The sequence below is a fragment of the Streptomyces sp. NPDC041191 genome (genome assembly GCF_055591945.1).
Genome location: NZ_JBVIZC010000010.1, coordinates 169,967 through 192,610 on the forward strand (window position 1 = coordinate 169,967; position 22,644 = coordinate 192,610).

The 22,644-nt window shown below is 73.0% G+C and carries 19 protein-coding genes; 3 read left to right on the forward strand and 16 right to left on the reverse strand.

Annotated features, from left to right (window positions below):
* The first annotated feature begins 46 nt into the window (after nucleotides 1-46).
* Nucleotides 47-1,690, forward strand: a complete 1,644-nt coding sequence (locus ACZ6AQ_RS21000; protein ID WP_468761240.1) for a penicillin-binding transpeptidase domain-containing protein — start codon at nucleotides 47-49, stop codon at nucleotides 1,688-1,690.
* Between the two features lie 6 nt (nucleotides 1,691-1,696).
* On the opposite strand, the gene ACZ6AQ_RS21005 is transcribed toward ACZ6AQ_RS21000, so the two are convergent.
* The 11 genes from ACZ6AQ_RS21005 to ACZ6AQ_RS21055 form a co-directional block, all read right to left on the reverse strand.
* Nucleotides 1,697-2,092 carry a hypothetical protein gene (locus ACZ6AQ_RS21005; protein WP_468761242.1) on the reverse strand — a complete coding sequence of 132 codons (396 nt, stop codon included), beginning with the start codon at nucleotides 2,090-2,092 and terminating at the stop codon, nucleotides 1,697-1,699.
* A gap of 389 nt (nucleotides 2,093-2,481) precedes the next feature.
* Nucleotides 2,482-3,078, reverse strand: a complete 597-nt coding sequence (locus tag ACZ6AQ_RS21010; RefSeq protein ID WP_468761244.1) for a DUF3618 domain-containing protein — start codon at nucleotides 3,076-3,078, stop codon at nucleotides 2,482-2,484.
* Entirely contained in the window at nucleotides 3,075-3,494 is a 420-nt protein-coding gene (locus ACZ6AQ_RS21015) for a phage holin family protein (RefSeq protein WP_468761246.1), read from the reverse strand. Before ACZ6AQ_RS21015 ends, ACZ6AQ_RS21010 begins: the two co-directional genes overlap by 4 nt.
* 198 nt (nucleotides 3,495-3,692) lie before the next feature.
* A complete protein-coding gene (locus ACZ6AQ_RS21020) occupies nucleotides 3,693-4,295 on the reverse strand; it encodes a phosphatase PAP2 family protein (RefSeq protein WP_468761248.1) in 603 nt (200 codons plus the stop codon).
* Between the two features lie 91 nt (nucleotides 4,296-4,386).
* On the reverse strand, nucleotides 4,387-5,457 hold the full coding sequence (locus ACZ6AQ_RS21025; protein WP_388692625.1) for a YihY/virulence factor BrkB family protein: 1,071 nt from the start codon (nucleotides 5,455-5,457) through the stop codon (nucleotides 4,387-4,389).
* Nucleotides 5,458-5,520: 63 nt separating this feature from the next.
* Nucleotides 5,521-6,300 (reverse strand): SDR family NAD(P)-dependent oxidoreductase, encoded by a 780-nt coding sequence (locus tag ACZ6AQ_RS21030; protein WP_468761250.1) that lies wholly within the window; start codon nucleotides 6,298-6,300, stop codon nucleotides 5,521-5,523.
* A 53-nt stretch (nucleotides 6,301-6,353) separates the two neighbouring features.
* Nucleotides 6,354-6,890 carry a YbaK/EbsC family protein gene (locus ACZ6AQ_RS21035; protein WP_468761252.1) on the reverse strand — a complete coding sequence of 179 codons (537 nt, stop codon included), beginning with the start codon at nucleotides 6,888-6,890 and terminating at the stop codon, nucleotides 6,354-6,356.
* Nucleotides 6,891-6,969: 79 nt separating this feature from the next.
* Nucleotides 6,970-8,163 (reverse strand): serine hydrolase domain-containing protein, encoded by a 1,194-nt coding sequence (locus tag ACZ6AQ_RS21040; protein ID WP_468761254.1) that lies wholly within the window; start codon nucleotides 8,161-8,163, stop codon nucleotides 6,970-6,972.
* Between the two features lie 76 nt (nucleotides 8,164-8,239).
* A complete protein-coding gene (locus ACZ6AQ_RS21045; protein ID WP_468761256.1) occupies nucleotides 8,240-8,986 on the reverse strand; it encodes an energy-coupling factor ABC transporter ATP-binding protein in 747 nt (248 codons plus the stop codon).
* Nucleotides 8,983-9,744, reverse strand: a complete 762-nt coding sequence (cbiQ, locus tag ACZ6AQ_RS21050) for a cobalt ECF transporter T component CbiQ (protein WP_468761258.1) — start codon at nucleotides 9,742-9,744, stop codon at nucleotides 8,983-8,985. Before cbiQ ends, ACZ6AQ_RS21045 begins: the two co-directional genes overlap by 4 nt.
* Before the next feature lies 1 nt (nucleotide 9,745).
* A complete protein-coding gene (locus ACZ6AQ_RS21055) occupies nucleotides 9,746-10,780 on the reverse strand; it encodes an energy-coupling factor ABC transporter permease (RefSeq protein WP_468761260.1) in 1,035 nt (344 codons plus the stop codon).
* Nucleotides 10,781-10,923: 143 nt separating this feature from the next.
* On the opposite strand from ACZ6AQ_RS21055, the gene ACZ6AQ_RS21060 reads away from it, so the two are divergent.
* The gene (locus tag ACZ6AQ_RS21060; RefSeq protein ID WP_468761262.1) at nucleotides 10,924-11,301 is read left to right on the forward strand and encodes an SsgA family sporulation/cell division regulator; all 378 of its coding nucleotides are present in this window, start codon (nucleotides 10,924-10,926) and stop codon (nucleotides 11,299-11,301) included.
* An 84-nt stretch (nucleotides 11,302-11,385) separates the two neighbouring features.
* Here the strand turns inward: ACZ6AQ_RS21060 and ACZ6AQ_RS21065 are convergent, their stop codons facing one another.
* Together ACZ6AQ_RS21065 and ACZ6AQ_RS21070 are read right to left on the reverse strand one after the other, a co-directional pair.
* Complete coding sequence (locus tag ACZ6AQ_RS21065; protein WP_468761264.1) at nucleotides 11,386-13,569, reverse strand: MMPL family transporter; 2,184 nt, start codon at nucleotides 13,567-13,569, stop codon at nucleotides 11,386-11,388.
* 94 nt (nucleotides 13,570-13,663) lie between these two features.
* Nucleotides 13,664-14,245, reverse strand: a complete 582-nt coding sequence (locus ACZ6AQ_RS21070) for a TetR/AcrR family transcriptional regulator (RefSeq protein ID WP_468761266.1) — start codon at nucleotides 14,243-14,245, stop codon at nucleotides 13,664-13,666.
* Nucleotides 14,246-14,440: 195 nt separating this feature from the next.
* Here ACZ6AQ_RS21070 and ACZ6AQ_RS21075 point away from each other — a divergent pair, with 195 nt between their 5' ends.
* On the forward strand, nucleotides 14,441-17,851 hold the full coding sequence (locus ACZ6AQ_RS21075) for a S41 family peptidase (RefSeq protein ID WP_468761268.1): 3,411 nt from the start codon (nucleotides 14,441-14,443) through the stop codon (nucleotides 17,849-17,851).
* A gap of 88 nt (nucleotides 17,852-17,939) precedes the next feature.
* Here ACZ6AQ_RS21075 and ACZ6AQ_RS21080 read toward each other — a convergent pair whose 3' ends face one another.
* The 3 genes from ACZ6AQ_RS21080 to ACZ6AQ_RS21090 form a co-directional block, all read right to left on the reverse strand.
* On the reverse strand, nucleotides 17,940-18,407 hold the full coding sequence (locus ACZ6AQ_RS21080; protein WP_468761270.1) for a hypothetical protein: 468 nt from the start codon (nucleotides 18,405-18,407) through the stop codon (nucleotides 17,940-17,942).
* A 10-nt stretch (nucleotides 18,408-18,417) separates the two neighbouring features.
* Nucleotides 18,418-20,376, reverse strand: coding sequence for a Hint domain-containing protein (locus tag ACZ6AQ_RS21085; RefSeq protein ID WP_468761272.1), 1,959 nt, complete (start codon nucleotides 20,374-20,376; stop codon nucleotides 18,418-18,420).
* A gap of 81 nt (nucleotides 20,377-20,457) precedes the next feature.
* On the reverse strand, nucleotides 20,458-22,545 hold the full coding sequence (locus ACZ6AQ_RS21090; protein WP_468761274.1) for a hypothetical protein: 2,088 nt from the start codon (nucleotides 22,543-22,545) through the stop codon (nucleotides 20,458-20,460).
* Between the last annotated feature and the right edge of the window lie 99 nt (nucleotides 22,546-22,644).

A 22,644-nucleotide genomic window follows, 5' to 3' on the forward strand; every position in this document is an offset into this window, starting at 1 on the left:
CCGGCTGCTTGACTCGTGGGTCCGGACGGGGAGGGGAAGCACGGTCATGCGCAGTGGAGCCAAGGTCGCGGTCGTCGGAGGGGTGTTCGCCGTCGTCGCGGGCGGGGTCGGGTACGGGGGCTACAACCTGTGGAACGGGCTCACGGGCGGCGACGCGTCCGTGAGCACCGGCGCGGAGGCCGCCCCGAAGACGGGCCCGGTCACCGGCGAGGAGACGACGGCCACCGCCCGGGACTTCCTGGCGGCCTGGGCCGCCGGGGAGTCCGACAAGGCGGCGCAGCTGACGAGCGACCCGGTCACGGCCGGGCCCGCGCTGCTCGCCTACAAGGAGACCGCGAAGGTCTCGAAGGCGGTGATCACCCCGGGGACGCCGGTGGGCACGAAGGTGCCGTTCACCGTGCGGGCGACGGTCACCCACGAGGGCGTGTCCAAGGACCTGTCGTACGCCTCCGAACTGACCGTGGTCCGGGGGGAGAGCACCGGCCGGGCCCTGGTGAAGTGGCAGCCCACCGTGCTCCACCCGAAGCTGACCGCCGCCGGGACCCTGCGCACGGGCACCGCGAAGGTCGCCTCCGTCAGGGCGGTCGACCGGAACGGGGTCGAGCTGACGGCGGAGAAGTACCCCTCGCTCGGGCCGATCGTGGACGAACTGCGCAAGCGGTACGGGGCGAAGGCGGGCGGCACGGCCGGCGTCGAGACCTGGATCGACTCGGGCGGCGGGACCACCGCCGACCGCACCCTCCTCGTCCTGCGGCAGGGGAAGCCGGGCACGCTGAGGACCACCATCGACGCGAAGGCGCAGGCGGCGGCGGAGAAGGCGGTGAAGGCGTACGGCCAGGCGGCGGTGGCGGCGATCGAACCGTCCACGGGCGCGATACGGGCCGTCGCCAACAGCCCGGCGGGCGGCTTCAACACCGCGTTCCTCGGCAAGCAGGCCCCCGGCTCCACGATGAAGATCGTGACGGCGGCGATGATGATGCAGCGTGGCGTGGCGAAGCCCGACAGCAAGGTGGAGTGCCCCGCCGACGTCGTGTCGCGGAGCAGCACCTTCCAGAACCTCGACAAGTTCAGCATCACCGGCGGCACCCTCACCGAGTCCTTCCGCCGCTCCTGCAACACCGCCTTCATCAAGGCGATCAGCCCTCTCAGCGCCAAGGGCGTCGCGGACACCGCCCTCGGTGACACCGCCCGCGACTCCTTCGGGATCGGCCTCGACTGGCAGGTGGGCGTCCCGGCGGCGGACGGCAGCGTCCCCGCCTCGTCCGGGAGCGAGACGCCCGCCTCGTACATCGGCCAGGGCAAGATCACGATGAGCGCGCTCAACGTCGCCTCGCTCTCCGCGACCGCGAAGAACGGCGGTTTCCTCCAGCCGTACCTGGTGGCGAAGGACCTCGACGGCCGCGAGTTCGCCAAGGCCGACAGGCTCTCCCCCGAGGTGGCCTCGGGGCTGCTTCTGATGATGAAGGCGGCGGCGACGGGGAACGGCACCGGCGCGAAGGCGATGGCGGGGGTCCCCTCCCCGAAGGGCGCGAAGACCGGCTCGGCCGAGGTGGACGGCCAGGGCACGTCCAACAGCTGGTTCACCGGTTACTCCGGCGACCTCGCGGCGGCGGCGGTCGTCCAGTCCGGCGGGCACGGGGGCGACGCGGCGGGGCCGGTGGTGGCGCAGGTGCTGAAGGCGGGGCGCTGAGACCGTTCAGGCCGTGGTGCCGGCCGGGACGGGCGGCGGGGCGTCCGCGTGCGGGCAGAGGGCGCCCGGGGCGGTCGTGGGGATGCGCATGCGGCGCAGGAGGTCGCGGGTGGCGCGCACGGTCAGGGTGCTGCGCCAGGCGACCCCCGGGTGGCGGGAGCGCAGGTGCGAGAGGGCCCGGGTGCCCAGACCGCTGGTGCGGAAGCGTTCTTCCACGGTGACGGCCGTGATGACGCCCCGGGAGCACTCCGCGCACATCCGGTAGTGGACCCGGCCGACGACCTTGCGGATGTGGACCAGGAGCAGGCACTCCTCACCGGGACCGGAACCGTCCGGGATGTGCGTGGACAGGAACTCGATCGCCCCGTACGCGAGGAACCGGCGGCGGAGGCGGACCACCATCCCGCCCCGCCGCGAGTGTCTGGGGCCGGCCGAGGGGGCGGTACGGAACGGAGTGCTGCCCGTGGGACGCGCGTGTTGTCCGTGCATGGACCTCGTGTGCCCGGCTCGTGGCGCGATATCCGTCCGGGGACGCGGACGTTCCGCTTCCCCTGCCCCGGTCCGGCCCCGGCGCGCGGCCGACGGCTCCCGGTCTGCGGTCTCCGGTCTGCGGTCTCCGGTCTCCGGTCTCCGGTCTCCGGTCTCCGGTCTCCGGACGACTGTCTCCGGACGACTGTCTCCGGACGACTGTCTCCGGACGACGGCGGGGGCCGTTCCTCGCGGGACCCGTGCACGACGGTCCCGCGAGGAACGGCCCCCGCCGTCCCGGGCGGACGCGCCGCCCGGGGGCCTCAGCCGCGCCCGTGTCGCCGGCGCAGGAGGAGGAAGGCGGCCAGCGCGGCGCTCGCCACGAGGAGCGGGACGCGCCGGTCCTTCGCCCCGGCCAGGACCGCTCCGGCCTTCTCGCGCACCGGCTCCGGGGTCTTCTCGGCGGCGAGGTGACCGGCGCGGGCCGCGCCGTCGCGGAGCTGCGCGGCGGCCTGCGCCGTCCGGTCGAGGACCGGGTCGGGGGTCTTCTCCTTCATCAGCCGCGCGGCCTTCACCGTCCCCTCCCGGAGCCGTCCGGTGACGAGCGCGGTCTTCTCGGCGGCCTGTTCCTGGAGTTCGGCCGCCTTCACCCTGGTCTGCTCCTGGAGCTCGACCGCCTTCACCATGGTCTGCTCCTGGAGTTCCGCCGCCTTCACCATGGTCTGGTCCCTGACGTCGGCCGCCTTCTCCCTGGCCTGGGCCTTCACCTCGGCCGCCTTCTCCTTGGCCTGGGCCTTGACGTCGGCCTTGGCCGCCAGCGCCTCCACGGTCCGGCCGAGTTCGTCGCGGGTGTGCTCGGCCTGCTCGCGCAGCTCCTCCAGGGTGGGCGCGGACTGGTCCTGCTGGAAACGGTCGGTCATCGGTGGGCCTTCTCCCTGATCTCGGCCACGTCGGCCTTGACGTTGTCGATGGTCTGCCGGGGCGCGGGCGCGCCGGCCTTGTCGATCTGCTTCTTCCCCGCTGCCGCCGCCACGGCGGCGGCCCCCGCGAGCAGGACGGCGACGATCAGGGCCGCCACCCAGACCGGGAGGACCAGCGCGAGGGCGGCGATCCCGGCCGCGACGAGGGCCTGCGCGGTCAGGACGCCGAGCAGGCCGGCGCCGCCGAACAGGCCGCCGCCCACGCCGTAGCGCCTGCCCTTTCGGGTCATCTCGGCACGGGCCAGCCGCATTTCGTCGCGGACCAGCTCCGAGATCTGCTGCGAGGCCCGTGAGACGAGCTCACCCACCGACGCGTCGGCGGTACTGCCGTGGTCCGGCCGTCCGGCGGTGCTCATGGAACTCACCACTTCCTCCGTGTGCTCGGCCGGGTCCGTTCCGCGCGAGGGCGGTCGCCGGCCTCTTCGATGCGTTGCCGGGTCCGCCGGCCGGACCGGCGGGGCCGGTGCCGTCCGGGCGGATGCGGCGGGTCCCCGTAGGGCTCGCCGGTCGTCGGAGGCCGTGTACCCCGCGTCCCCCGGATCACTCGACGGCCGTCAGGGCCGGAACCGGCGGCGGACCGGGAGGCCCGGCACCCGCCGGGCGAGGAGGCCGGGCGCGCTCCGGGCCAGGAGGCCGGGCGCCTTCCTGACCAGGGCGGCGGCCATCGCGCCGACCGCGGCGCCGACCGCCACGTCGGAGGGGTAGTGCGCGCCGCTGTGGACCCGTTCGACCGCCACCAGCGCCGCCGGTACGGCGCAGGCGGCCCCCGCCGGGGGCCAGGACGGCGCGACGGCCGCGGTGAACGCGACCGCCGCGGCGGTGTGTCCCGAGGGGAAGGAGGAGCTGTCGGGGCGGTCCTCCACGTCGTCGTGCGGAATCCACTCCTCCGGCGGCCGGCGCCGTTCGACCAGCTGTTTCGCGACCCCGTTGGAGAGCAGTTCGGCCACCGTCATGGCCGTGATCCCGGCGACCGCCGCCCTCCGGCCCCTTCCGCCCCCGCAGGCCGCCATGAGCACGGCCGCCGCCCACCACAGCTTCGTGCGCTGCGCCGCCTCCTCCACCGGGGGCAGGACCCGACGGGCCCAGGGGGAGTCCCAGGCGGCCATCCGTCTGGTCAGCCGGTGGTCGCGCTCGCGCAGTGTCGCCAGAGTTCTCATGCGCGTCCGTCTCCCCGTGCGCCGCCGTCCCACACCGTGTCCGGCCCGTGCTCGGTGTCCGGCCCGCGCGCGGTGTCCGTCCCCACGGTGCTCACTCCTCCGGGCGACGGCGGTCCTCGTCGCTCCACTTCCGCGTGTCCCGGGGCTCGACGTAGGGCTCCTCGTCCTCCGGATGGCCGCCGGCGACGGCGCGCTGCCGGGACATCTCGGCGTCGAACTCCAGACCGAGCAGGATCGCGAGGTTGGTGATCCACAGCCACACCAGGAAGACGACCACGCCGGCCAGGGCCCCGTACGTCTTGTTGTACGAGGCGAAGTTCGCGACGTAGAAGGCGAAGCCCGCCGAGGCGGCCATCCAGATGGCGAGCGCCAGGAAGCTCCCGGGGGTGACCCACCGGAAGCCGCGGCCCTTGGCGTTCGGGGCCGCCCAGTACAGGAGGGCGATCATGAGCGTGACGAGCAGGACCAGGACCGGCCACTTCGCGATCGACCAGACCGTCACCGCGGTGTCGCCCACGCCGAGCGCGGCCCCCGCCTGCCGGGCCAGGCCGCCGGTGAAGACCACGATCAGCGCGCTGACGACGGCGATGACCATCAGGACGACGGTCAGCCCGAGCCGCAGCGGCAGGACCTTCCAGACCGGGCGTCCCTCGGGCATGTCGTAGACGGCGTTGGAGGAGCGGATGAAGGCGGCGACGTACCCCGAGGCGGACCAGACCGCCACGGCCAGGCCGACGACCGCCATGAACGAGCCGACGCCGGCGTTGCCCTGCAGCTGCCGGACCGCGTCGGTGATCACGTCGCGCGCCGGGCCCGGGGCCAGCTTCTGGATGTTGTCCATCACCCGCTGGGTCGTCGAGTCCCCCGCGATCCCCAGGAGCGACACCAGCACGAGCAGGGCCGGGAAGAGCGCCAGCACCCCGTAGTAGGTCAGCGCCGCGGCCCGGTCGGTGAGCTCGTCGTCCTGGAACTCCTTCAGCGTGCCCTTCAGTACGGCCTTCCACGACCGCTTGGGCAGCTCGGACAGCTGGTCCGGCGCCCGCTCCTCGACCTCCGCGTCCGGTCCGGCGGAAACCTCCCGGTTCCCGCCGGGCCCCGTGGCACGGTCGGCGTCGTGGCGTCCCCGGTGGTCGCCCTGTCCCGGCTTCGATGTGGGTGTCATACCTGGCGACTTTCCCGCCGGACGCCGCCCATGCCCACCGGCGTACCGCCGTCCGTGTCCGGTTCAGTCCCCCAGTACCTCCCGGAAGTGCTTGTTCACCGCCAGGAGGCCGCCGTCGACGCGCAGGACCGTGCCGGTGATCCAGGAGGCGTCCGGGGAGGCCAGGAAGGCGACGGCGGCGGCGATGTCGTCGGGGGTGCCGACGCGGCCCAGGGGGTAGACCCGCTCGGCGAGCGCGGCGAGCCCGGCCTCCTTGCCCGCCCAGGCCCTGGTCGCGATCGTGCCCGGGTCGATCTGGTTGACGCGGACCCCGCGCGCCGCCGCGTCGCCCGCCAGGGTGCGGGTGAGGGAGGCGAGTCCCGCCTTGGCGGCGCTGTAGGCGTGGTTGCCGAAGTCCGCCTGGGCGTTGACCGAGCCGATGGTGACCACCGCCCCGCGCCCGCCCGCCGCGAGGTGCGGCAGGGCCGCCCGCGCGCAGCGGACGGCGCCCATGAAGGTGACGTCGTGCTGGACGGCCCAGACCTCGTCCGGCTCGTCCTCGAAGCGGTCCCGGTCGGGGGCCACCTGTCCCAGGGCGTTGTTCACGAGGACGTCCAGGCCGCCGAAGACCTCCACCGCGTGCGCGACGGCCGCGTCCACCGACTCCTGGTCGGCCACGTCGCACCGCACGGCGACCGCCCCCGGCAGCTCCTCGGCCGTCGCCCGGGCCGCCTCCTCGTCGACGTCCGCGACGAGGACCCGCGCGCCCTCCGCCGTGAGACGCCGGGCGGTGGCCGCGCCGATGCCGCGCGCCGCGCCCGTGATCAGTACTCCGTACCCGCCGAACCGTTCCCTGAGATCCATGGGGTGATCACAACATCCGGCGCGCCCGTCGCACCAGGCCCCGCGGCCGGCCGTCAGACGGTGGACACGCGGGCGACGCGCGGCTCCGCGACGGACCGGTAGTCCTCCACGGACAGGGCGAGCGAGCGGTCGAGCCGTGCCGCGTTGAAGTAGATCTCCTCGTGGACCAGCAGGTCCGGATCGACGACCAGGTCGAGGCGCTCGTCGAAGGAGAACGGCAGGATCGTGCCGCTCGGGGAGCCCGCCAGCTCCTCCGCGATCCCGGGGGAGGCGAAGGAGACGTAGGTGCCGCCGTACAGCGCCTTCACCGCCGCCAGGTCGACCCGCCGGTCGCCCGGTACGACGACGAGCGCGAACCGCTTCTCCTTCTTGCCGATCTTGACCATGGCGACGATGCACTTGGCCGCCTGCGCGAGCGCGTTGCCGCGCAGCGCGCTGACCGCCTCGGTGGCGCCCTCGGGGGCGTGCTCGATCACCCGGTGGGCGGCCCCGCGCTCGTCGAGGAGGGCGAGCAGCTTCTCGTACGTGGCGTACGGGGCGTGCGCGTCGTGCGTGTCGTGCGCGTCGTGTGCCAGGTCGTTCGCGGTCATGCGTCTCGCTCCCCTTGCGGCAGGTCTGCTCTCCGGCGCGTCGACCCTACTCGTCACGGGGCGGCGGCCGCACCGCCCGTCACGGCGTCACCGACCGCACCGCCCGTACCAGCGCCTGGGCGCGCGGGTCCGCCGTGACCGTCTTCCGCATGCCGTTGGTGACGTACGCGAAGGCCGTCCCGGACTCGGGGTCCGCGAAGCCGAGGGAGCCACCCCGGCCGGGGTGGCCGAAGGACGTGGGGCCGAGGAGCGGGGAGGCCGGACCGTGCAGCATGTGGCCGAGACCGAAGCGCGTGCCGACGAGCAGCACCCGGTCCTGCCCGGCGGACTCCTCGGTGCGGGCGAGGGTGACCGTCGCCGGGGCGAAGAGGCGCCCGGCGCCCTCCACCGGGCCCAGGGTGGCGGCGTAGAAGCGGGAGAGGGCGCGGGCGGTGGCGACGCCGGCCGAGCCGGGCAGTTCGGCGGCCCGGTAGACCGGGTCGTTCTCGTCGGGCGCCGGGTCGATGACGCCGAAGGCGCGCCGGGTGAGGGAGCCCGGGTCCCGGTACGCCTCGGTGACCGCGCGCTTGGGGCGCAGCCGGAGCGCGCCGCTCCCGGCCGGTTCGGTCTCCTCGACGGGGCCGATGCGGCCGGCCCGGTGGGCCTCCGCGTCCGGCAGGCCGATCCACAGGTCCAGGCCGAGGGGCACGGCGATCTCCTCGGCCACCCAGCGGCCGACGGTGCGGCCGGTGACCCGGTGGACCAGGCCGGAGAGGAGCCAGCTGAAGGTGTGGGCGTGGTAGCCGTGGGCGGTGCCGGGCTCCCAGACGGGGGCCTGGGCGGCGATCGCGGCCGTCGCCGTCGGCAGGTCGGCGGCCTCCGCGAGGGTGAGGGGCCGGTCGAGGACGGGCACGCCGGCCCGGTGCGCGAGGAGGTCCCGCACGGTCACGCGGTCCTTGCCCGCCGCCTTGAACTCGGGCCAGTACGTGCCCACGGGGGCGTCCAGGTCGAGCAGGCCGCGCTGGTGCAGCAGGAGGGGGACGGCGGCGGCGACGCCCTTGGTGGCCGAGCGGACGACCTGGGCGGTGTCCTCGGTCCAGGGGGCCCCACCGGCCCCACCGGCCTCGCCGGCCCCGCCATCGACGTCCCGGCTGCCCGCCCAGAGGTCGACGACCTTCACGCCGTCCCGGTGGACGGCGACGGCCGCCCCGCGCTCGCCGCGCTGCTCGAAGTTGCGCAGGAAGGCGTCCCGGACGGGCTCCCAGCCCGCCGCCACCGTGCCCCGGACGTCCACGTTCCCGCTCCTCGTCTCGCCGTGTTCCGACCCTCCATGGTGCAACGCGGCGCGCGGGGGAACGGGCCCGGGGCCCTCAGGCCACCGGCCGGGGCACGAAGCCGAACGGCAGCTCCAGGCGGTGCCGGGCCATCAGCCCCTCGTCCGCGAGGAGTTCGCCGGTCGGCCCGTCGGCGGCGATCACGCCCTCGCTGAGGACCACCGCGCGGGGGCACAGCTCCAGGGCGTACGGCAGGTCGTGGGTGACCATCAGGACGGTGACGTCCAGGGAACGCAGGACGTCGGCCAGCTCGCGGCGCGAGGCCGGGTCCAGGTTGGAGGACGGCTCGTCGAGGACGAGGATCTCCGGCTCCATGACGAGGACGGTCGCCACGGCGACCCGGCGGCGCTGCCCGAAGGAGAGGTGGTGCGGCGGCCGGTCGGCGTACTCCGCCATCCCGACCCGCTCCAGGGCGCGCCGCACCGCGGCGTCGAGCGCGGCGCCGCGCAGTCCGGCGGCGGCCGGGCCGAAGGCCACGTCCTCGCGGACGGTCGGCATGAACAGCTGGTCGTCGGGGTCCTGGAAGACGATGCCGACCTTCCGCCGGATCTCGGCCATGTGCGTCGCGCCGACCGGGAGCCCGGCGACGGTGACGGTGCCCGCGCCGCCGGTGAGGATGCCGTTGAGGTGCAGGACGAGGGTGGTCTTCCCGGCGCCGTTGGGGCCGAGGAGGGCGACCCGTTCGCCGCGGCCGACGGTCAGGTTCACCCCGAAGAGGGCCTGGTGGCCGTCGGGGTAGGCGTACGCGAGGCCGCGCACGTCGAGGGAGGGGGGCGTGGTCACAGGGCCCGTCCCAGGAGGCAGATCAGGAGGGCGGTGAGGGGCGGCACGGCGGCGCGCGCCCACTGGGCGCGGGTGGCGGCCGTCTCGTCGAGCACGGGCACGGTACCGGTGTAGCCGCGGCTGACCATGGCCAGGTGGACCCGTTCCCCGCGCTCGTACGAGCGGATGAAGAGCGCCCCGGCGGACTTGGCGAGGACGCCCCAGTGGCGCACGCCCCTCGCCTCGAAGCCGCGCGAGCGGCGGGCCACGGACATGCGGCGCATCTCGTCGGTGACGACGTCGCCGTAGCGGATCATGAAGGAGGCGATCTGGACGAGCAGCGGCGGCAGCCTCAGCCGCTGGAGGCCGAGGAGCAGGGCGCGCAGCTCGGTCGTGGCGGCGAGGAGCACGGAGGCGGCGACGCCGAGGGTGCCCTTGGCGAGGACGTTCCAGGCGCCCCACAGGCCGGGGACGCTCACGGAGATCCCGAGGACCTCGGTCCGTTCGCCGGGCACGACGAAGGGCATGAGCAGCGCGAAGGCGACGAACGGCACCTCGACGAGGAGCCGCCGGAGCAGGAGTCCGGCCGGGACGCGGGCCGTCGCCGCCACGGCCCCGAGGAGCGCGGCGTGGAGGGCGAAGGCCCAGACGGCCTCGCGGGGCGTGGAGACGACGGCCACGACGAAGCCGAGGGCGGCGACGAGCTTGGTGTGCGGGGGCAGGGCGTGGACCGGTGAGTCCCCGTGCCGGTAGAGCCGGTGGACGTGGCCCGCTCCCACGTCAGGCCGCTTCGGCTTCGGCGCGCGCCCGGCGGCGGCGCACGACCCGGAAGGCGGCGGTGCCCACGGCCAGGGTCGCGCCCACGCCGACGACGCCGGCCAGACCGCCGGAGAGGCGGGCGTCGGCGACGTCCCTGACGCCGTAGTCGGCGAGCGGCGAGCCCGCCGCGGCGTGCTCCTCGGTCCTGGCGTCGATGCCCTGGTCGGCGGCGACCTTCTCCAGGCCGTCGGGGCTGGCGGAGGCGTAGAAGGAGACGAAGCCGGCGAGGACGAGGGCGGTGACGACGCCGCCGATCCACAGCTTCCGGGGGGAGCCCTGGGCGGGTGCGGCCGGGGCGGCGGGTGCGGCGTCGACCAGGTCGCCGTCCACCCGGAGCCTGAGCGGGGCGGTCAGGCCGCGCGCGCCGTACACCAGGTCGGGGCGGACGGCGATGACGGCGCCGACGGTCAGCGTGGTGATGACGGCCTCGCCGATCCCGATGAGGACGTGCACGCCCACCATGGCCGTGAGGACCCTGCCGACGGGGACGTCGGTGGTGCCGCCGATCGCGTAGAGGAGGGTGAAGGCGGCGGCGGCGGCCGGTACGGAGACGAGCGCGGCGGCGAAGGAGGCGACGGTGACCGAGCGGCGGGTGCGCGGCAGGACCAGGACGAGGCCCCGGAACAGCGCGTAGGCCGTGACGACGGTGACGACGCCCATGACGGTGATGTTCACGCCGAGGGCGGTGAGGCCGCCGTCCGCGAAGAGGACGCCCTGCATGAGCAGGACGACGGCGATGCAGAGCACGCCGGTCCAGGGACCGACGAGGATCGCGGCGAGCGCGCCGCCGAGGAGGTGCCCGCTGGTTCCGGCGGCGACCGGGAAGTTCAGCATCTGGACGGCGAAGACGAAGGCGGCGACGAGGCCGGCGAGCGGCGCCGTCCGTTCGTCCAGTTCGCGGCGGGCCCCGCGCAGGGCGGCGGCGACGGCGCCAGCGGCGGCGACACCGGCGGCGGCCGATACGGGGGCGTTGATGAATCCGTCGGGTACGTGCACGTCGGCATGATGGGGGTTCCTGCGAAGAGGTCGCAAGAGCGCATGGGTCACATCACGCCCGCGCCCGTCCGCGCATGACGTGCGGAACGGTGGGAAGAAGCGGACTATCGGTCGACAAAAGGACAAACTTTCAGGAGTTCCCGATGGCCGCCGCACCCGCCCCCGCAGTCGACGATCGCGCCAAGGGCCGGATCATCGGCGACGCGCCGCTCTCCCGGCCCGTCCCGGTCGCCCTCCGGTACGACCCGGACTTCTCCCCGGCGACCGTCCGGTTCGTCTTCCCGGGTGCCGTCGAGTGGTCCTTCCCGCGCGCCCTCCTGGAGAAGGGCCTGCGCACCCCGGTGCGGCGCGGCGACATCGGGGTGTGGCCCTGCGGCCGGGTGCAGACGGTCGTCGAGTTCCACACGGAGGACGGGGTGGAGGTGGTCCAGTTCGACACCGCCGCCCTGGTCCGCTTCCTGCGGCACACGTACTCCTCCCCCTCCGCCGCCGGTACGCGCGCGCCGTCCGCGCGCCCCTGAAGGACGCGCGGACGGCGTGCGGGCGGGAAGCGCGGTCCGCCTGGCTCCCGGCGCGCTTCTCCGGGAGCCGTGCGGACCGGTCCGTCAGACCTTCACGAGGTCCGGCTTCGAGTCCGTACCGGACCCGCCGGTTCCGTCGGTGTGCGCGGCGAGCCCCTCGCCCTCCACGTCCACGTTCGGCAGGACGCGGTCCAGCCACTTCGGCAGCCACCACGCCCGGTGGCCGAGGAGCGCGAGGACGGCCGGGACGATCGCCATGCGGACCACGAAGGCGTCGAAGAGGACCGCGATGGCCAGGCCGAAGCCGATCATCTTGATCATCTGTTCGGTCATCCCGATGAAGCCGGAGAAGACCGCGATCATGATCACGGCGGCGGCGGTGACCACCCGGGCGCTGTGCCGGAAGCCGGTCACGATCGCCTCGCCGGGCCGCTCGCCGTGCACGTACGCCTCGCGCATCCGGGTGACGAGGAAGACCTCGTAGTCCATCGCGAGGCCGAAGACGACGCCCACCATGAAGATCGGCATCATCGACATGACCGGACCGGTCTGCTCGACCCCGAAGAGGCTTCCGAGCCAGCCCCACTGGAAGACCGCGACGACCGCGCCGAGGGCCGCGACCACCGAGAGCAGGAAGCCGAGGGCCGCCTTCAGCGGGACGAGCACCGAACGGAAGACCAGGGTCAGGAGCAGGAAGGCGAGGCCGACGACGAGGGCCAGGTAGGGCACCAGGGCGTCGTTCATCTTCTGCGAGAAGTCGATGTTCATCGCGGTGGCGCCGGTGACGAGGACCTCGTCGCCGGTGGCCTCCCGGATGTCGTGGACCAGGTTCTCGGTGGCGACCGAGGACGGGCGGTCCTTCGGGACCACCGTGATCATCGCGGCGTCGCCGGCCTTGTTCGGGGTCGCCGGGGTGACGGCGGCCCAGCCTTCGAGGCCCTTGATCGCCGAGACCGTCCTGTCGGCGGTGGCCCGGTCGCCGTCCACGACGACGAGCAGCGGGCCGTTGAAGCCGGGGCCGAAGCCGTCGGACAGCAGGTCGTACGCCCGGCGCTCGGTGGCGGAGACCGGCTTCACGCCGTCGTCCGGGAGGCCCATCTCCAGGGAGGCGGCGGGAACCGCGATCGCGCCGAGGCCGAGGACGCCGACGAGGAGCACGAGGACGGGACGGCGGAGGACGAACCGGGCCCAGCGGGTGCCGCCGTTCGGCTTGCCGGTCTCCGCCCCGGAACCCTTCTCCGCACCCTTGCGCGCCTTGCGGCCCACGACCCTGTCCCCGGCGAAGCCGAGCAGGGCCGGTATCAGGGTGAGCGCGATGAGGACGGCGACGACGACCGTGCCGGCGGCGGCGAAGCCCATCTTCGTCAGCATCGGGATGTTGACGACGGCCAGGCCGACGAGGGCGATGACGACGGTGAGTCCGGCGAAGACGACGGCGGAACCCGCCGTGCCGGTGGCGCGGCCCGCGGCCTCCTCCTTCCCCCGGCCCTCGGCCAGCTCCGCGCGGTAGCGGGAGACGATGAAGAGGGCGTAGTCGATGCCGACCGCGAGGCCGATCATCATCGCGAGGGTGGAGGTGGTGGATCCCAGGTCGAGGACGTTCGCGAGCGCCGTGATCGTGGAGACGCCGATGCCGACGCCGACGATCGCGGTGAGCAGCGGAAGTCCGGCGGCGACGAGCGAGCCGAAGGTGACGACGAGCACGATGCCGGCGATGACCACGCCGACGACCTCGCCCGCCCCGGTCTCGGGCATGGTCTGGAGGGCGTCGCCGCCGATCTCGACGGTCAGCCCCTTGCCCTGCGCGTCGTGCCCGGCCTCCCGGAGCGCCTCGCGCGTCGCGTCGGTCAGCTCCATGGCGTTGACCTCGTACGCGACCGAGACGTAGGCGGTGGAGCCGTCCCGGGAGACGGCGTGCGCGGTGTACGGGTCGGCGACCGAGACGATCTGGTCCGAGCCGGACCTGAGCGCGGCGACGGTCCGCTCGACGACGGCCTTGTGCGCCGGATCGGTCACCTTCCGGCCCTCGGGGGCCTTGAAGACGACGCGGGCGGTGGCTCCGTCGGCCCCGGCGTCCGGGAAGCGCTCCTGGAGGAGGTCGAAGGCGCGCTGGGCCTCGGTGCCGGGTATCGAGAAGGAGCCGGAGGTGGCGGCGGGCGCGGTCGCGGCGCCGACGCCGGCGACCGCGAGCAGCGCCACCCAGAGGAGGGCGACGAGCCGGCGGCGCCGGAAGGCGGAGCGGCCCAGCTTGTAGAGGAAGGTGGCCACGGGTGCGTACTCCCGGTGTGGGGCGGGACAGGACGGGGGGGAGCCGGCCCGACGGCGTGAGCGGTACGCGGTCAGGGGGTGTGGTGCGGTGGGGTCAGGGGTGCCGGACGCCGAGTGAGGGGAGCACGACGGCGTCGACGTAGGAGCTGAGGAACGCGTGGTCGACCGGCCGGTCCTCGATCAGCGGGCGGGCGACGAGCGCCCCGACCAGCATGTGCGGGACGAGGTCCAGCGCCGGGTTGCCGGCGTCGACCTCGCCCCTGCGGACCGCCCGGCGCAGCACTTCGCGGAAGGCCGTCATCTCGGGTTCGATGAGGAGTTCGCGCAGCGCCCGGTGCAGGTCGGGGTTGTCGTGGACGGCGTGGGCCAGGCCCCGCATCAGCGCGGAGTCCTTCTCCATCTGGCAGTCGTCGGTCCGTTCGAGCATGGCCCGGAAGTCGCCGCGCAGCGAGCCGGTGTCGATCTCGGAGAGGTCGGCCGGCTTGTTGTGGCGCAGCGCCCGGGCGACCAGCTCGGGCTTGCTCCCCCACTGGCGGTAGAGGGTGGCCTTGCTGGAGCGGGTGCGGGCGGCGACGGCGTCCATGGTGAGGGCGTCGTAGCCGACCTCGCGGAGGAGGTCGAGCACGGCCGTGTACAGCTCGGTCTCCCGCTCGGGAGTGAGTCTGCTGCGTGCCATGGCGATGGCTCCCTCCGGTGGTCCGCCCCCCGACGAGTGCGAACGAAACGGTTTCGTACCGTACGAAGATAACCCCGCGTCCAGCGAAACGAAACCGTTTCGTACGTGTTCTGGGCCACACCTCCCCCGCACCGCGCCCCCGTCCACGGGCCCGTACGAGTTGCCCCGGCCCCCCGGCCCGGGAAGCATGGTGTGGTGAGTGACGACGTCGCGTATCTCCGTTTTCCGCACCTCCACGACGACCTGCTGTGCTTCGTCGCCGAGGACGACCTCTGGATCGCCCCGCTCGCGGCCGAGGGGCAGCCCCCCGGCCGGGCCTGGCGGCTCACCGTCGACCGGACCAGAGTCGGGCACCCGCGCTTCTCGCCGGACGGGCGCCACCTCGCGTACACGAGCTGGCGCAGCCTGGACCCCGAGATCCACCTCGTCCCCGTCGACGGCGGGCCCGCCCGGCAGCTCACCCACTGGGGCTCCACCGACACCCGGGTCTGCGGCTGGACGCCCCCCGACCGGGACGGCCGCTCCGGGATCCTCGCCGTCTCCTCGCACGGGCAGCCCTTCTCGTACTTCTCCTGGGCCTACACCGTCCCCACCGACGGCTCGCCCGGCCGCCGGCTGCCCTGGGGCCCCGTCTCCGACATCGCCGTCACCGACCACACCCCCGCCCCCGGCCACGACGGCGAGCGGTGCACCCTGCTCCTGACCGGAACGCCGCCGCACGAGCCGGCCGCGTGGAAGCGGTACCGGGGCGGCGCCACCGGCCGCCTCTGGCTGCACGGGAAGCGGCTGCTGCCCGACATCGGCGGGCACCTCGACTGCCCCATGGCCGTGGACGGCCGGGTCGCGTTCCTCTCCGACCACGAGGGCGTCGGCAACCTGTACTCCTGCCGGCCCGACGGCACGGACCTGCGCCGCCACACCGACCACGCCGACTTCTACGCCCGGCACGCCTCCACCGACGGCCGCCGGGTCGTCTACCAGTGCGCGGGCGAGCTGTGGATCGTGGACGCCCTCACCCCCGACTCCCGCCCCCGCAGGCTGGAGGTGCGGCTCGGCGGCCAGCGCGTCGGCCGCCGCCCCTACCAGGTGCCCGCCGCCCACCACGTGGACGCGCTCTCCGTGGACGAGACCGGCCGGGCCAGCGCCGTCTCCGTCCGGGGCAGCCTGTACTGGCTGACGCACCGCGACGGCCCGGCCCGCACGATCGCCGACGCCCCGGGCGTCCGGGTCCGGCTGCCCGAGATGCTGGGCAGCGGCGGCCAGGTCGCGTACGTCACCGACGCCGACGGCGAGGACGCCGTCGAGGTGGCCAGCCTGCCGCGCGTCAGCGGCGACCGGCCGCCGCGCCGGCTCGTCACCGGCGGCCTCGGCCGGATCGAGGAGCTGGTCGCCGACCCGGACGGCGAACGGATCGCGCTCGCCTCCCACGACGGCCGGCTCCTCCTCCTGACCGTGCCCGAGGAGACCGGCGCCACGGACGCCGAAGGGCCCGACGCCGAGGTCACCGAGCTGATCAGGTCCGTCAACGGACCCGTCCGCGACCTCGCCTTCTCCCCCGACGGCGACTGGCTGACCTGGTCCCACCCCGGCATCGGCCGCTCCCTGCGCTCCATCAAGCTGGCCCGCGTCGCGGGCCCCGGCGCCCGCACCGTCGTGGACGTCACCAACGGGCGCTTCGAGGACGAGAACCCCGTCTTCACCCGCGACGGCCGCTACCTCGCCTTCCTCTCCTGGCGCGGCTTCGACCCGGTGTACGACGTGCACACCGGCGACCTCTCCTTCCCGCTGGGCTGCCGGCCCTACCTCGTCCCGCTCTCCTCCGCGACCCCGTCCCCCTTCGCGCTGCTCCCGGACGGACGGCCGGCGGCCGGCGGCCTCGACCCGGCCGACGACGACGCGGAGGCGACGGCGGACGGCACGGTCACCGTGGAGACCGAGGGCCTCGCCGACCGGGTCACGCCCTTCCCGGTCACCGCCTCCAAGTACTCCGCCCTGCACCCGGTCAGCGGCGGCGGCCTGGTCTGGCTGCGCTGGCCCATCTCCGGCGCGCTGGGCGAGACCTTCGCCAACCCGGCCGACACCTCGGGCCGCCCCACCCTGGAACACTTCTCCATCACCAGGGCCCGCAAGAGCGAACTCGCCTCCGACCTCGACTGGTTCGCGGTCAGCGGCGACGGGACGCGGCTCGTCGTCGCGGACGAGAACGAGCTGCGGGCGGTGCCCGCGACCGAGGCGGCGGACGACGACTCCACCGTCTACCTGGATCTGCGGCGCATCCTGCACGAGGTGGACCCGGGCGCCGAGTGGCGCCAGGCGTTCGACGAGGCCGGGCGGATCGTCCGCGCCTACTTCTGGGAGCCCGGCATGGGCGGCGTGGACTGGACGGCGGTCCTCGACCAGTACCGGCCGCTGGTCGAACGGGTCTCGTCGCCCGACGAGTTCGCCGACCTGCTCCGCGAGGTCCTGGGCGAACTGGGCACCTCGCACGCGTACGTCACCCCCGCCCGCCGCAACGAGGGCCCGCCGCACTATCAGCGGCCCATGGGCCTGCTCGGCGCCGATCTCGTGCCCCGGGAGGCGGGGTGGACGGTCCGGCGCATCCTGCCCGGCGAGTCCTCCGACTCCAAGGCCCGCTCCCCGCTGGCCGGCACCGGCATCCGCGCGGGCGCCGTCCTCACCCACGTCGACGGCCGCCCGGTGGACCCGGTCACCGGGCCGTACCCGCTGCTCTCCGGGACCGGCGGCACCACCGTCGAGCTGACCTTCCGTCCCGCCGGGGTCGAGGGCCCGGCCGGAGGCGGGGGTCCCGCCGGGGGCGGGGGTCCCGCCGGGGGCGAGGGTCCCGCCGGGGGCGAGGGTCCCGCCCGCCGCGTCGCCGTCGTCCCGCTCGTGGACGAACGCCCGCTGCGCTACCAGGACTGGGTGGCCAAGCGCCGGGCCGTGGTGCGCGAACTGAGCGGCGGGCGCTGCGGATACCTCCACATCCCCGACATGGGCGGTTCCGGCTGGGCGCAGTTCAACCGGGACCTGCGCATGGAGGTCTCCCGGCCGGCCCTCATCGTGGACGTGCGGGGCAACGCCGGCGGCAACATCAGCGAACTCGTCATCGAGAAGCTGACCCGCAGGATCGTCGGCTGGGACCTCACGCGCGACGCCCAGCCCGTCGGCTACCCCTCCAACTCCCCGCGCGGCCCGGTCGTCGCCCTCGCGGACGAGGCGACCTCCTCCGACGGCGACATGATCACCGCCGCGTTCAAGATCCTCGGCCTCGGCCCCGTCGTCGGCCAGCGCACCTGGGGCGGGGTCGTCGGCATGACCGGCCGCCAGCGCCTGGGGGACGGCACCCACATCACCGTGCCCATGAACGCCGCCTGGTTCCCCGAGTACGGCTGGTCCCTGGAGAACCAGGGCGTGGAACCCGACCTCGCGGTCCTGCGCACCCCCCTGGACTGGGCGGAGGGCCGCTACGCACAACTGGACGACGCCGTCCACGTCGCCCTGGCCCTCCTGGAGAAGAACCCGGCGGCGAGCCCTCCGGAGTACGTGGACCTGCCGGACCGGTCGCGGCCGAAGCTGCCGCCGAGGCGGGAGGAGCAGGCCGGCTGAAGCGCACCTTTAAAACCTTCGGACCGAAGTGTAGGTCCTGAACGACGAGGGGCCGGGGCTCAAGGCCCCGGCCCTCGGACAACGGGTACTAGACGGCGGGCGGTCGCGCGACCGTCCGGGTCAGCCACTCGTTGTCGCGGAGTTCCGGATGGGCGGTAACGATCAGCCGCACCGCTTCGTACTTCGCTCTTTCCGTCAGCTCCTGCAACTCCGGCCAGGCGAGCCGGGCCACTGCTCCCGGCGGCCACGTGGTCGTCAGGGTGACGGTCTCCCCTTCCCTGGTGAACGCGTACACGTGCTGGGACAGGCTGGCTTCGACCGCGACGCTGCTCTGGTGCGTGAGTGTCCTGGTGGCCAGGTCGAGCATCAGCGCGAAGTCGACGGCGGGTTCCCCCGCCACATGCACACTGAGGTCCACGCCGTGGATGACGAGCCGCTGGTCCGTTCTGAAATACCTCAGGCAGAAGGCCGAGCTGTCCAGTTCCGGGTGTTCCGGACGCCAGTCCGGGGACCAGGATGCGTCGTCCGCCCTCGGCTCGAAGGAGAAATCGATCATCCGCTCTTCCTTAGAAGACGTTCTTGGGCATGGCGGTGATGAGGTCGCCGAACTGGTCTACGACCAGGCGGATTCCATTCTGTCCGTTGACGCCGGTCGTGATGCTGTCGAAGGCGTAGTCGATGTAGTTGCCGGTTCGCTCCACATCCTTCACGGACCGTGGAACCTCGTGGCCGAACTGAGCCGCCTCCTGGATGAGCTTCTTCAGCTTGACCGCGTCGATCGCCTGGTCGAAGACGTTGTTCATGTCACCGGCGAGATGGTAGGTGCCACCCCACAAGTGCCTGTCACCGATGTGTTTGAGCGCGCCCTCCCTGATCGTGCGGCAGCTGATGTTGTGCACCAGCAGGGGAGAGTCACCGGCCATCACGAAGTACGTGGGAACGCCCGCGATTGTGAGGTCGTAGGTGACCTGCGGCTTGGTGTACGAGGTGACGTCCAGAACCGTGACGGTTCCGTCGTCGGTGGTCTGCAGGCGGTCTCCGACCCTGAGCCGCCCCGCGTCCGCCCATGACCGGGTGGTCAGGTCGTAGAACGGGTGGTCGGACGTGCCCGTGACGGTGTGCCGGCCGTTCGCGGTGGCGACGGTCACATCGGTGAACCGAGTGTCCGTCGTGGTGCGGTGCGTCCGCGCGACACGGTGCCGTTCGACGGCGTTGCCGCCGGGCCGCGCGTTGAGGACCAGGTCTCCGGCGGTCACGTCCTCGATGCTGCGGAGGCCGCCGTCGGCCATCTTGACCTTGGTGCCCGCTACGAAGCTGTGCTTGACACAGAACGAGACGGCCAGGGCGAGGCGGGCGTTGATGATCGTGCGCAGCGATTCGAGAGTTCTACGGGCGGCGGTGGTGGCCTCGAAGAACTTCCCGATCCCGGAACTGACGCGTGCGACGGCCTTGGCGAACTGCGGGGCCTTGCCGATCACGGTCACCAGGGTTACGGCGTTGAAGAGGGTCCACAGGCAGCTTTCGATGTCAGGGTCCGAGAAGCATTTCTTCGCGTCCGTCACACCAACCAGATCGAGGATGATCTGCCCGCCGTTGGCCTGGACCCAGTCGATGATGTCCTGGTCCACCTGCGTCATGGCCTGGTGGTACTGGTCCACACAGACCTGACCGCACTCCGCGAGGAGGATGGCTTCCTCATCCGTGGTCAGCACGTACTCAGGGTTGGTTCCGCCGGAGGAGCCACCGGTGGAACCACTGGAGGCAACGGCCTTCTCCCGTTCCTCCTTGGCGCGCTGCCGTTCTTCGGCCTCCGCCTCGTCGGCCGCCTCGTCGGCCCGTTCGGCGTCGTTCTGAGCGTTGGCAGCAGCCTGCTCGGCGCGTGTGGCGTTCGCTTCCGCGGTGGTGGCCGTCCGGCCGGCGGCCGCCGCGTCGTTCTCGGCGGAGGTGGCCGCGGAGCCGGCGCTCGCGGCGTCCCGCTCGGCGTCGGTGGCGTCCCGGTCGGCCTGGGCCGCGGCCGCGTCCGCGTCGCTCGCCGCGAAACTGGCGTAGAAGGCGTCGGTGCCGGCCTGCTCGTCGTACTTCTGAGCATTGGCGTCGGCCTTCTGGGCCGCGGTCGCGTCTGCGGTCGCCGCCGCCGCCGAGGCACGGGCCGCGTCCGCGGACTTCTGCGCCTGCACCGCGTAGGCGGCGGCGTCGGCTGCCGCCTGAAGGGCGATCTTCGCGTCGCCGGACGCCTTGTCGGCCAGCGCCTTGGCCTGCGCGGCCGCCTTGTCGGCTTCGTCCGCCTTGGCCTTGGCAGCGGCGGACTGCTGCTCGGCGAGGGTCTTGGAGAACTGGCCGATCAGCACTGCGAACGCGGCACTGGTATCCGTCTCGCGGTAGGGGGCACCAAGGCTGATCGCCTCGTCGGCCGCCTTGGTCACCGCGATGGCGGCGTCCCGGGCCCCCTGGGCGTACTGTGCCGCCGCGTGGGCGAAGCCGGCGGTCTTCGCTGACCAGGCAGCGGTCTTCGCCGCCTCGGCCACGGCGGCGGTGGCTTGCTTACGGGCGTTTATCGCCGCGGTCTGGGCCTTCTTGGCCTCGTCCTGGGCGGCCTTGGCATTCTTCTACGCGGCCGCGGCCGCGTCGATCGCCTTCGCGGCAGCCGCGTGTGCCGTGGCCGCCGCCGCGTGCGTCTTGCTGTAGGCCGACCATGCGGAGGTGGCCGCGGCGTTGGCGCGCTTGGCCGAACCCGCGGCACGGGTCGCCGCCGCGCGCGCGTTGACCGCCGCCGTCGACGCCTCGTTCGCCGCGGCGCGGGCACTCACTGCGGCCGAGGCCGCTTCGTTGGAGGCTGCGCGTGCCTCTGTGGCAGCCTGTCGCGTTTCGGCGGCCGCGCTGCTTCCCTCAGCGGCTGCCGCGGCCGCTTCCAGCGCATGGGCGCGCGATGCCGTGGCATCCCGCTGGCGTTCGGCATCGACCGCTTTGGCGCGTGCCGCGCGGGCGCGCAGTTCGGCTTCTTCCGCCACCTCCGACTGCTGGGCCGCCGTCGTACCCGACGTCTCGGCGGACACGCGGGCGCGCTGGGCGTTGTCCTTCTCGGTGAGTGCCCGCTCCTCTGCGGCCTGTGCCTTCTGGCGCTCGCCGGCCGCCTTGTCGCGTTCCCGCTCGGCATTGGCTTTCTCGGTCTCCGCGATGCCCCGCTGCCGCTTCGCCTCGGCCGCGCCGGCCTTGGCGTCCTGTTCGGCCTTCTCCGCGGTCGTACGGGCCTGCTTGGCCGTCGCGGCGTTGGCAGCCGCCTCTTGCGCTCGCTTGGCCGCGGCTTCGGAGGCCGCCTTCGCCTGCTCCTTCGCCTCCAGCGCCGCCGCCTTGCGGAACTCCGTGGTGACCGCGTGGGACTGAGTTTGCGCCAGGGCGTAGAACGCCTGGCCGTTGGAACTGTTGGCCTGGATGGCCTTGAGCGCAGTTTCGACCGTCTTGGCGGCGGCCTGTGCCGCGGCCACGGAGGCCTTTGCCACCTGAACGGACTGGGCCGCGTACATCAGGCCACGGCCGCGCGGGTAGAGGTTCTGGTCGGCTATGGCCCACGCGGAGTTCTGTGCTGTAGAGGCCCGGTCAGCTGCGACCTTGGCTCGAGTGACGGCCGCGTTGGCGTTGGGGAGCAGCTGAGAAGTGGTCTCGCGGATGGTGGCGAGAAGCCGGGTCGCGTTCTTCTGGTCGTTGAGCGAGGGCCTGTTCGGGGCATTGGGGTTGTCACGCCAGTACTGCTGCCAGAAGAGGACCTGGTCCGCCTGCCACGACTGCCGGATCGCCTCGATCATGTAGTCGGCGGAAAGCCGTGCCTCCTTGGAGGCGGCGATCTCGGCGGCGACGATGTCCTTGCGTTGGGTCGTCTGAGAGGTGTATTCAGCCTCCCATTCGGTGTGAGCCTGCAGGATCGGACCGGTCAGGACACGGTTGAAATCGACCGGGTTCACGCTGTCACAGGCGGCCCAAGCAGCTTTGAGGGTCTCGACTTCTGTACGGAACTCCAGGGAATCCGGCTGCGGCGCCTTGGCGGGGAATCCTCCGTATCTGAGGAACGAGGCGACGTCGTTCGCGGAGCTGTAAGCGCTGTAACCGGACGTGGCGCCGATTTCGGCTGCGGCCAGACGAGTGTACTCCTTAGTCCAGTAGTCTTCGCTGACCGGGATTGCCGAATACATCTCCTTCGCCTTGGCGAGTGATACCGCCGACGGCTTGGGGATGGGATCACTCGACACAGCCGCCCGAATGGATTCGCGCCCCTTCCAGGTGAAGGCGAGAATATCCGCCCCAATCACTGGAGCGGCGTACGGGCGGCCACCTTCATAGTTCGCCCGAGCATAGGGGGCGTTGGTTTTTTCGAGGTTCAGCTGCCGCTCGTCGAACTCTTTCCCTGCCGCACGTTCGACGTCATAGTCGCTTTGCCCGGCTTTGAAATACTCGACACTGGGGTATCCGCTCCCCCCGAAGTAAAGCGTTTCATGGATATTCTTGTCCGGTCCTGCGAGTACGTCATTGACGAACGCCTTCTGGACAGGACCCGCCACTCGGATGTCGCGGCTCAACCGGCAGCGGTCCATGCGTTCCCGTTGCCCGAGACTGATGCGCAGAGTGCGCTCGTACGGGTTTTCAGGGAAGTCTCCGGGCTCATCGGCAAGCGCCGGCGCCGTAGCCATCAGGGTGGCGGTCACCGCCAAGGATGTGGTGAACGCGGTTGCGTGAAATGCGTACACGAGCCAGGACCGAAATTCCTGTCTGCGCGCCTGTGGGTCGTGCGTGCCCACATGGGC

Bases quoted from the DNA above. Each gene is read 5' to 3' on its own strand.
- ACZ6AQ_RS21070 (WP_468761266.1), bottom strand. From the start codon at position 14,245: ATGGCACGCAGCAGACTCACTCCCGAGCGGGAGACCGAGCTGTACACG.
- ACZ6AQ_RS21005 (WP_468761242.1), bottom strand. From the start codon at position 2,092: ATGGTGGTCCGCCTCCGCCGCCGGTTCCTCGCGTACGGGGCGATCGAG.
- ACZ6AQ_RS21000 (WP_468761240.1), top strand. From the start codon at position 47: ATGCGCAGTGGAGCCAAGGTCGCGGTCGTCGGAGGGGTGTTCGCCGTC.
- ACZ6AQ_RS21020 (WP_468761248.1), bottom strand. From the start codon at position 4,295: ATGAGAACTCTGGCGACACTGCGCGAGCGCGACCACCGGCTGACCAGA.
- ACZ6AQ_RS21010 (WP_468761244.1), bottom strand. From the start codon at position 3,078: ATGACCGACCGTTTCCAGCAGGACCAGTCCGCGCCCACCCTGGAGGAG.
- ACZ6AQ_RS21060 (WP_468761262.1), top strand. From the start codon at position 10,924: ATGGCCGCCGCACCCGCCCCCGCAGTCGACGATCGCGCCAAGGGCCGG.
- ACZ6AQ_RS21025 (WP_388692625.1), bottom strand. From the start codon at position 5,457: ATGACACCCACATCGAAGCCGGGACAGGGCGACCACCGGGGACGCCAC.
- ACZ6AQ_RS21030 (WP_468761250.1), bottom strand. From the start codon at position 6,300: ATGGATCTCAGGGAACGGTTCGGCGGGTACGGAGTACTGATCACGGGC.
- ACZ6AQ_RS21080 (WP_468761270.1), bottom strand. From the start codon at position 18,407: ATGATCGATTTCTCCTTCGAGCCGAGGGCGGACGACGCATCCTGGTCC.
- ACZ6AQ_RS21015 (WP_468761246.1), bottom strand. From the start codon at position 3,494: ATGAGCACCGCCGGACGGCCGGACCACGGCAGTACCGCCGACGCGTCG.
- ACZ6AQ_RS21035 (WP_468761252.1), bottom strand. From the start codon at position 6,890: ATGACCGCGAACGACCTGGCACACGACGCGCACGACACGCACGACGCG.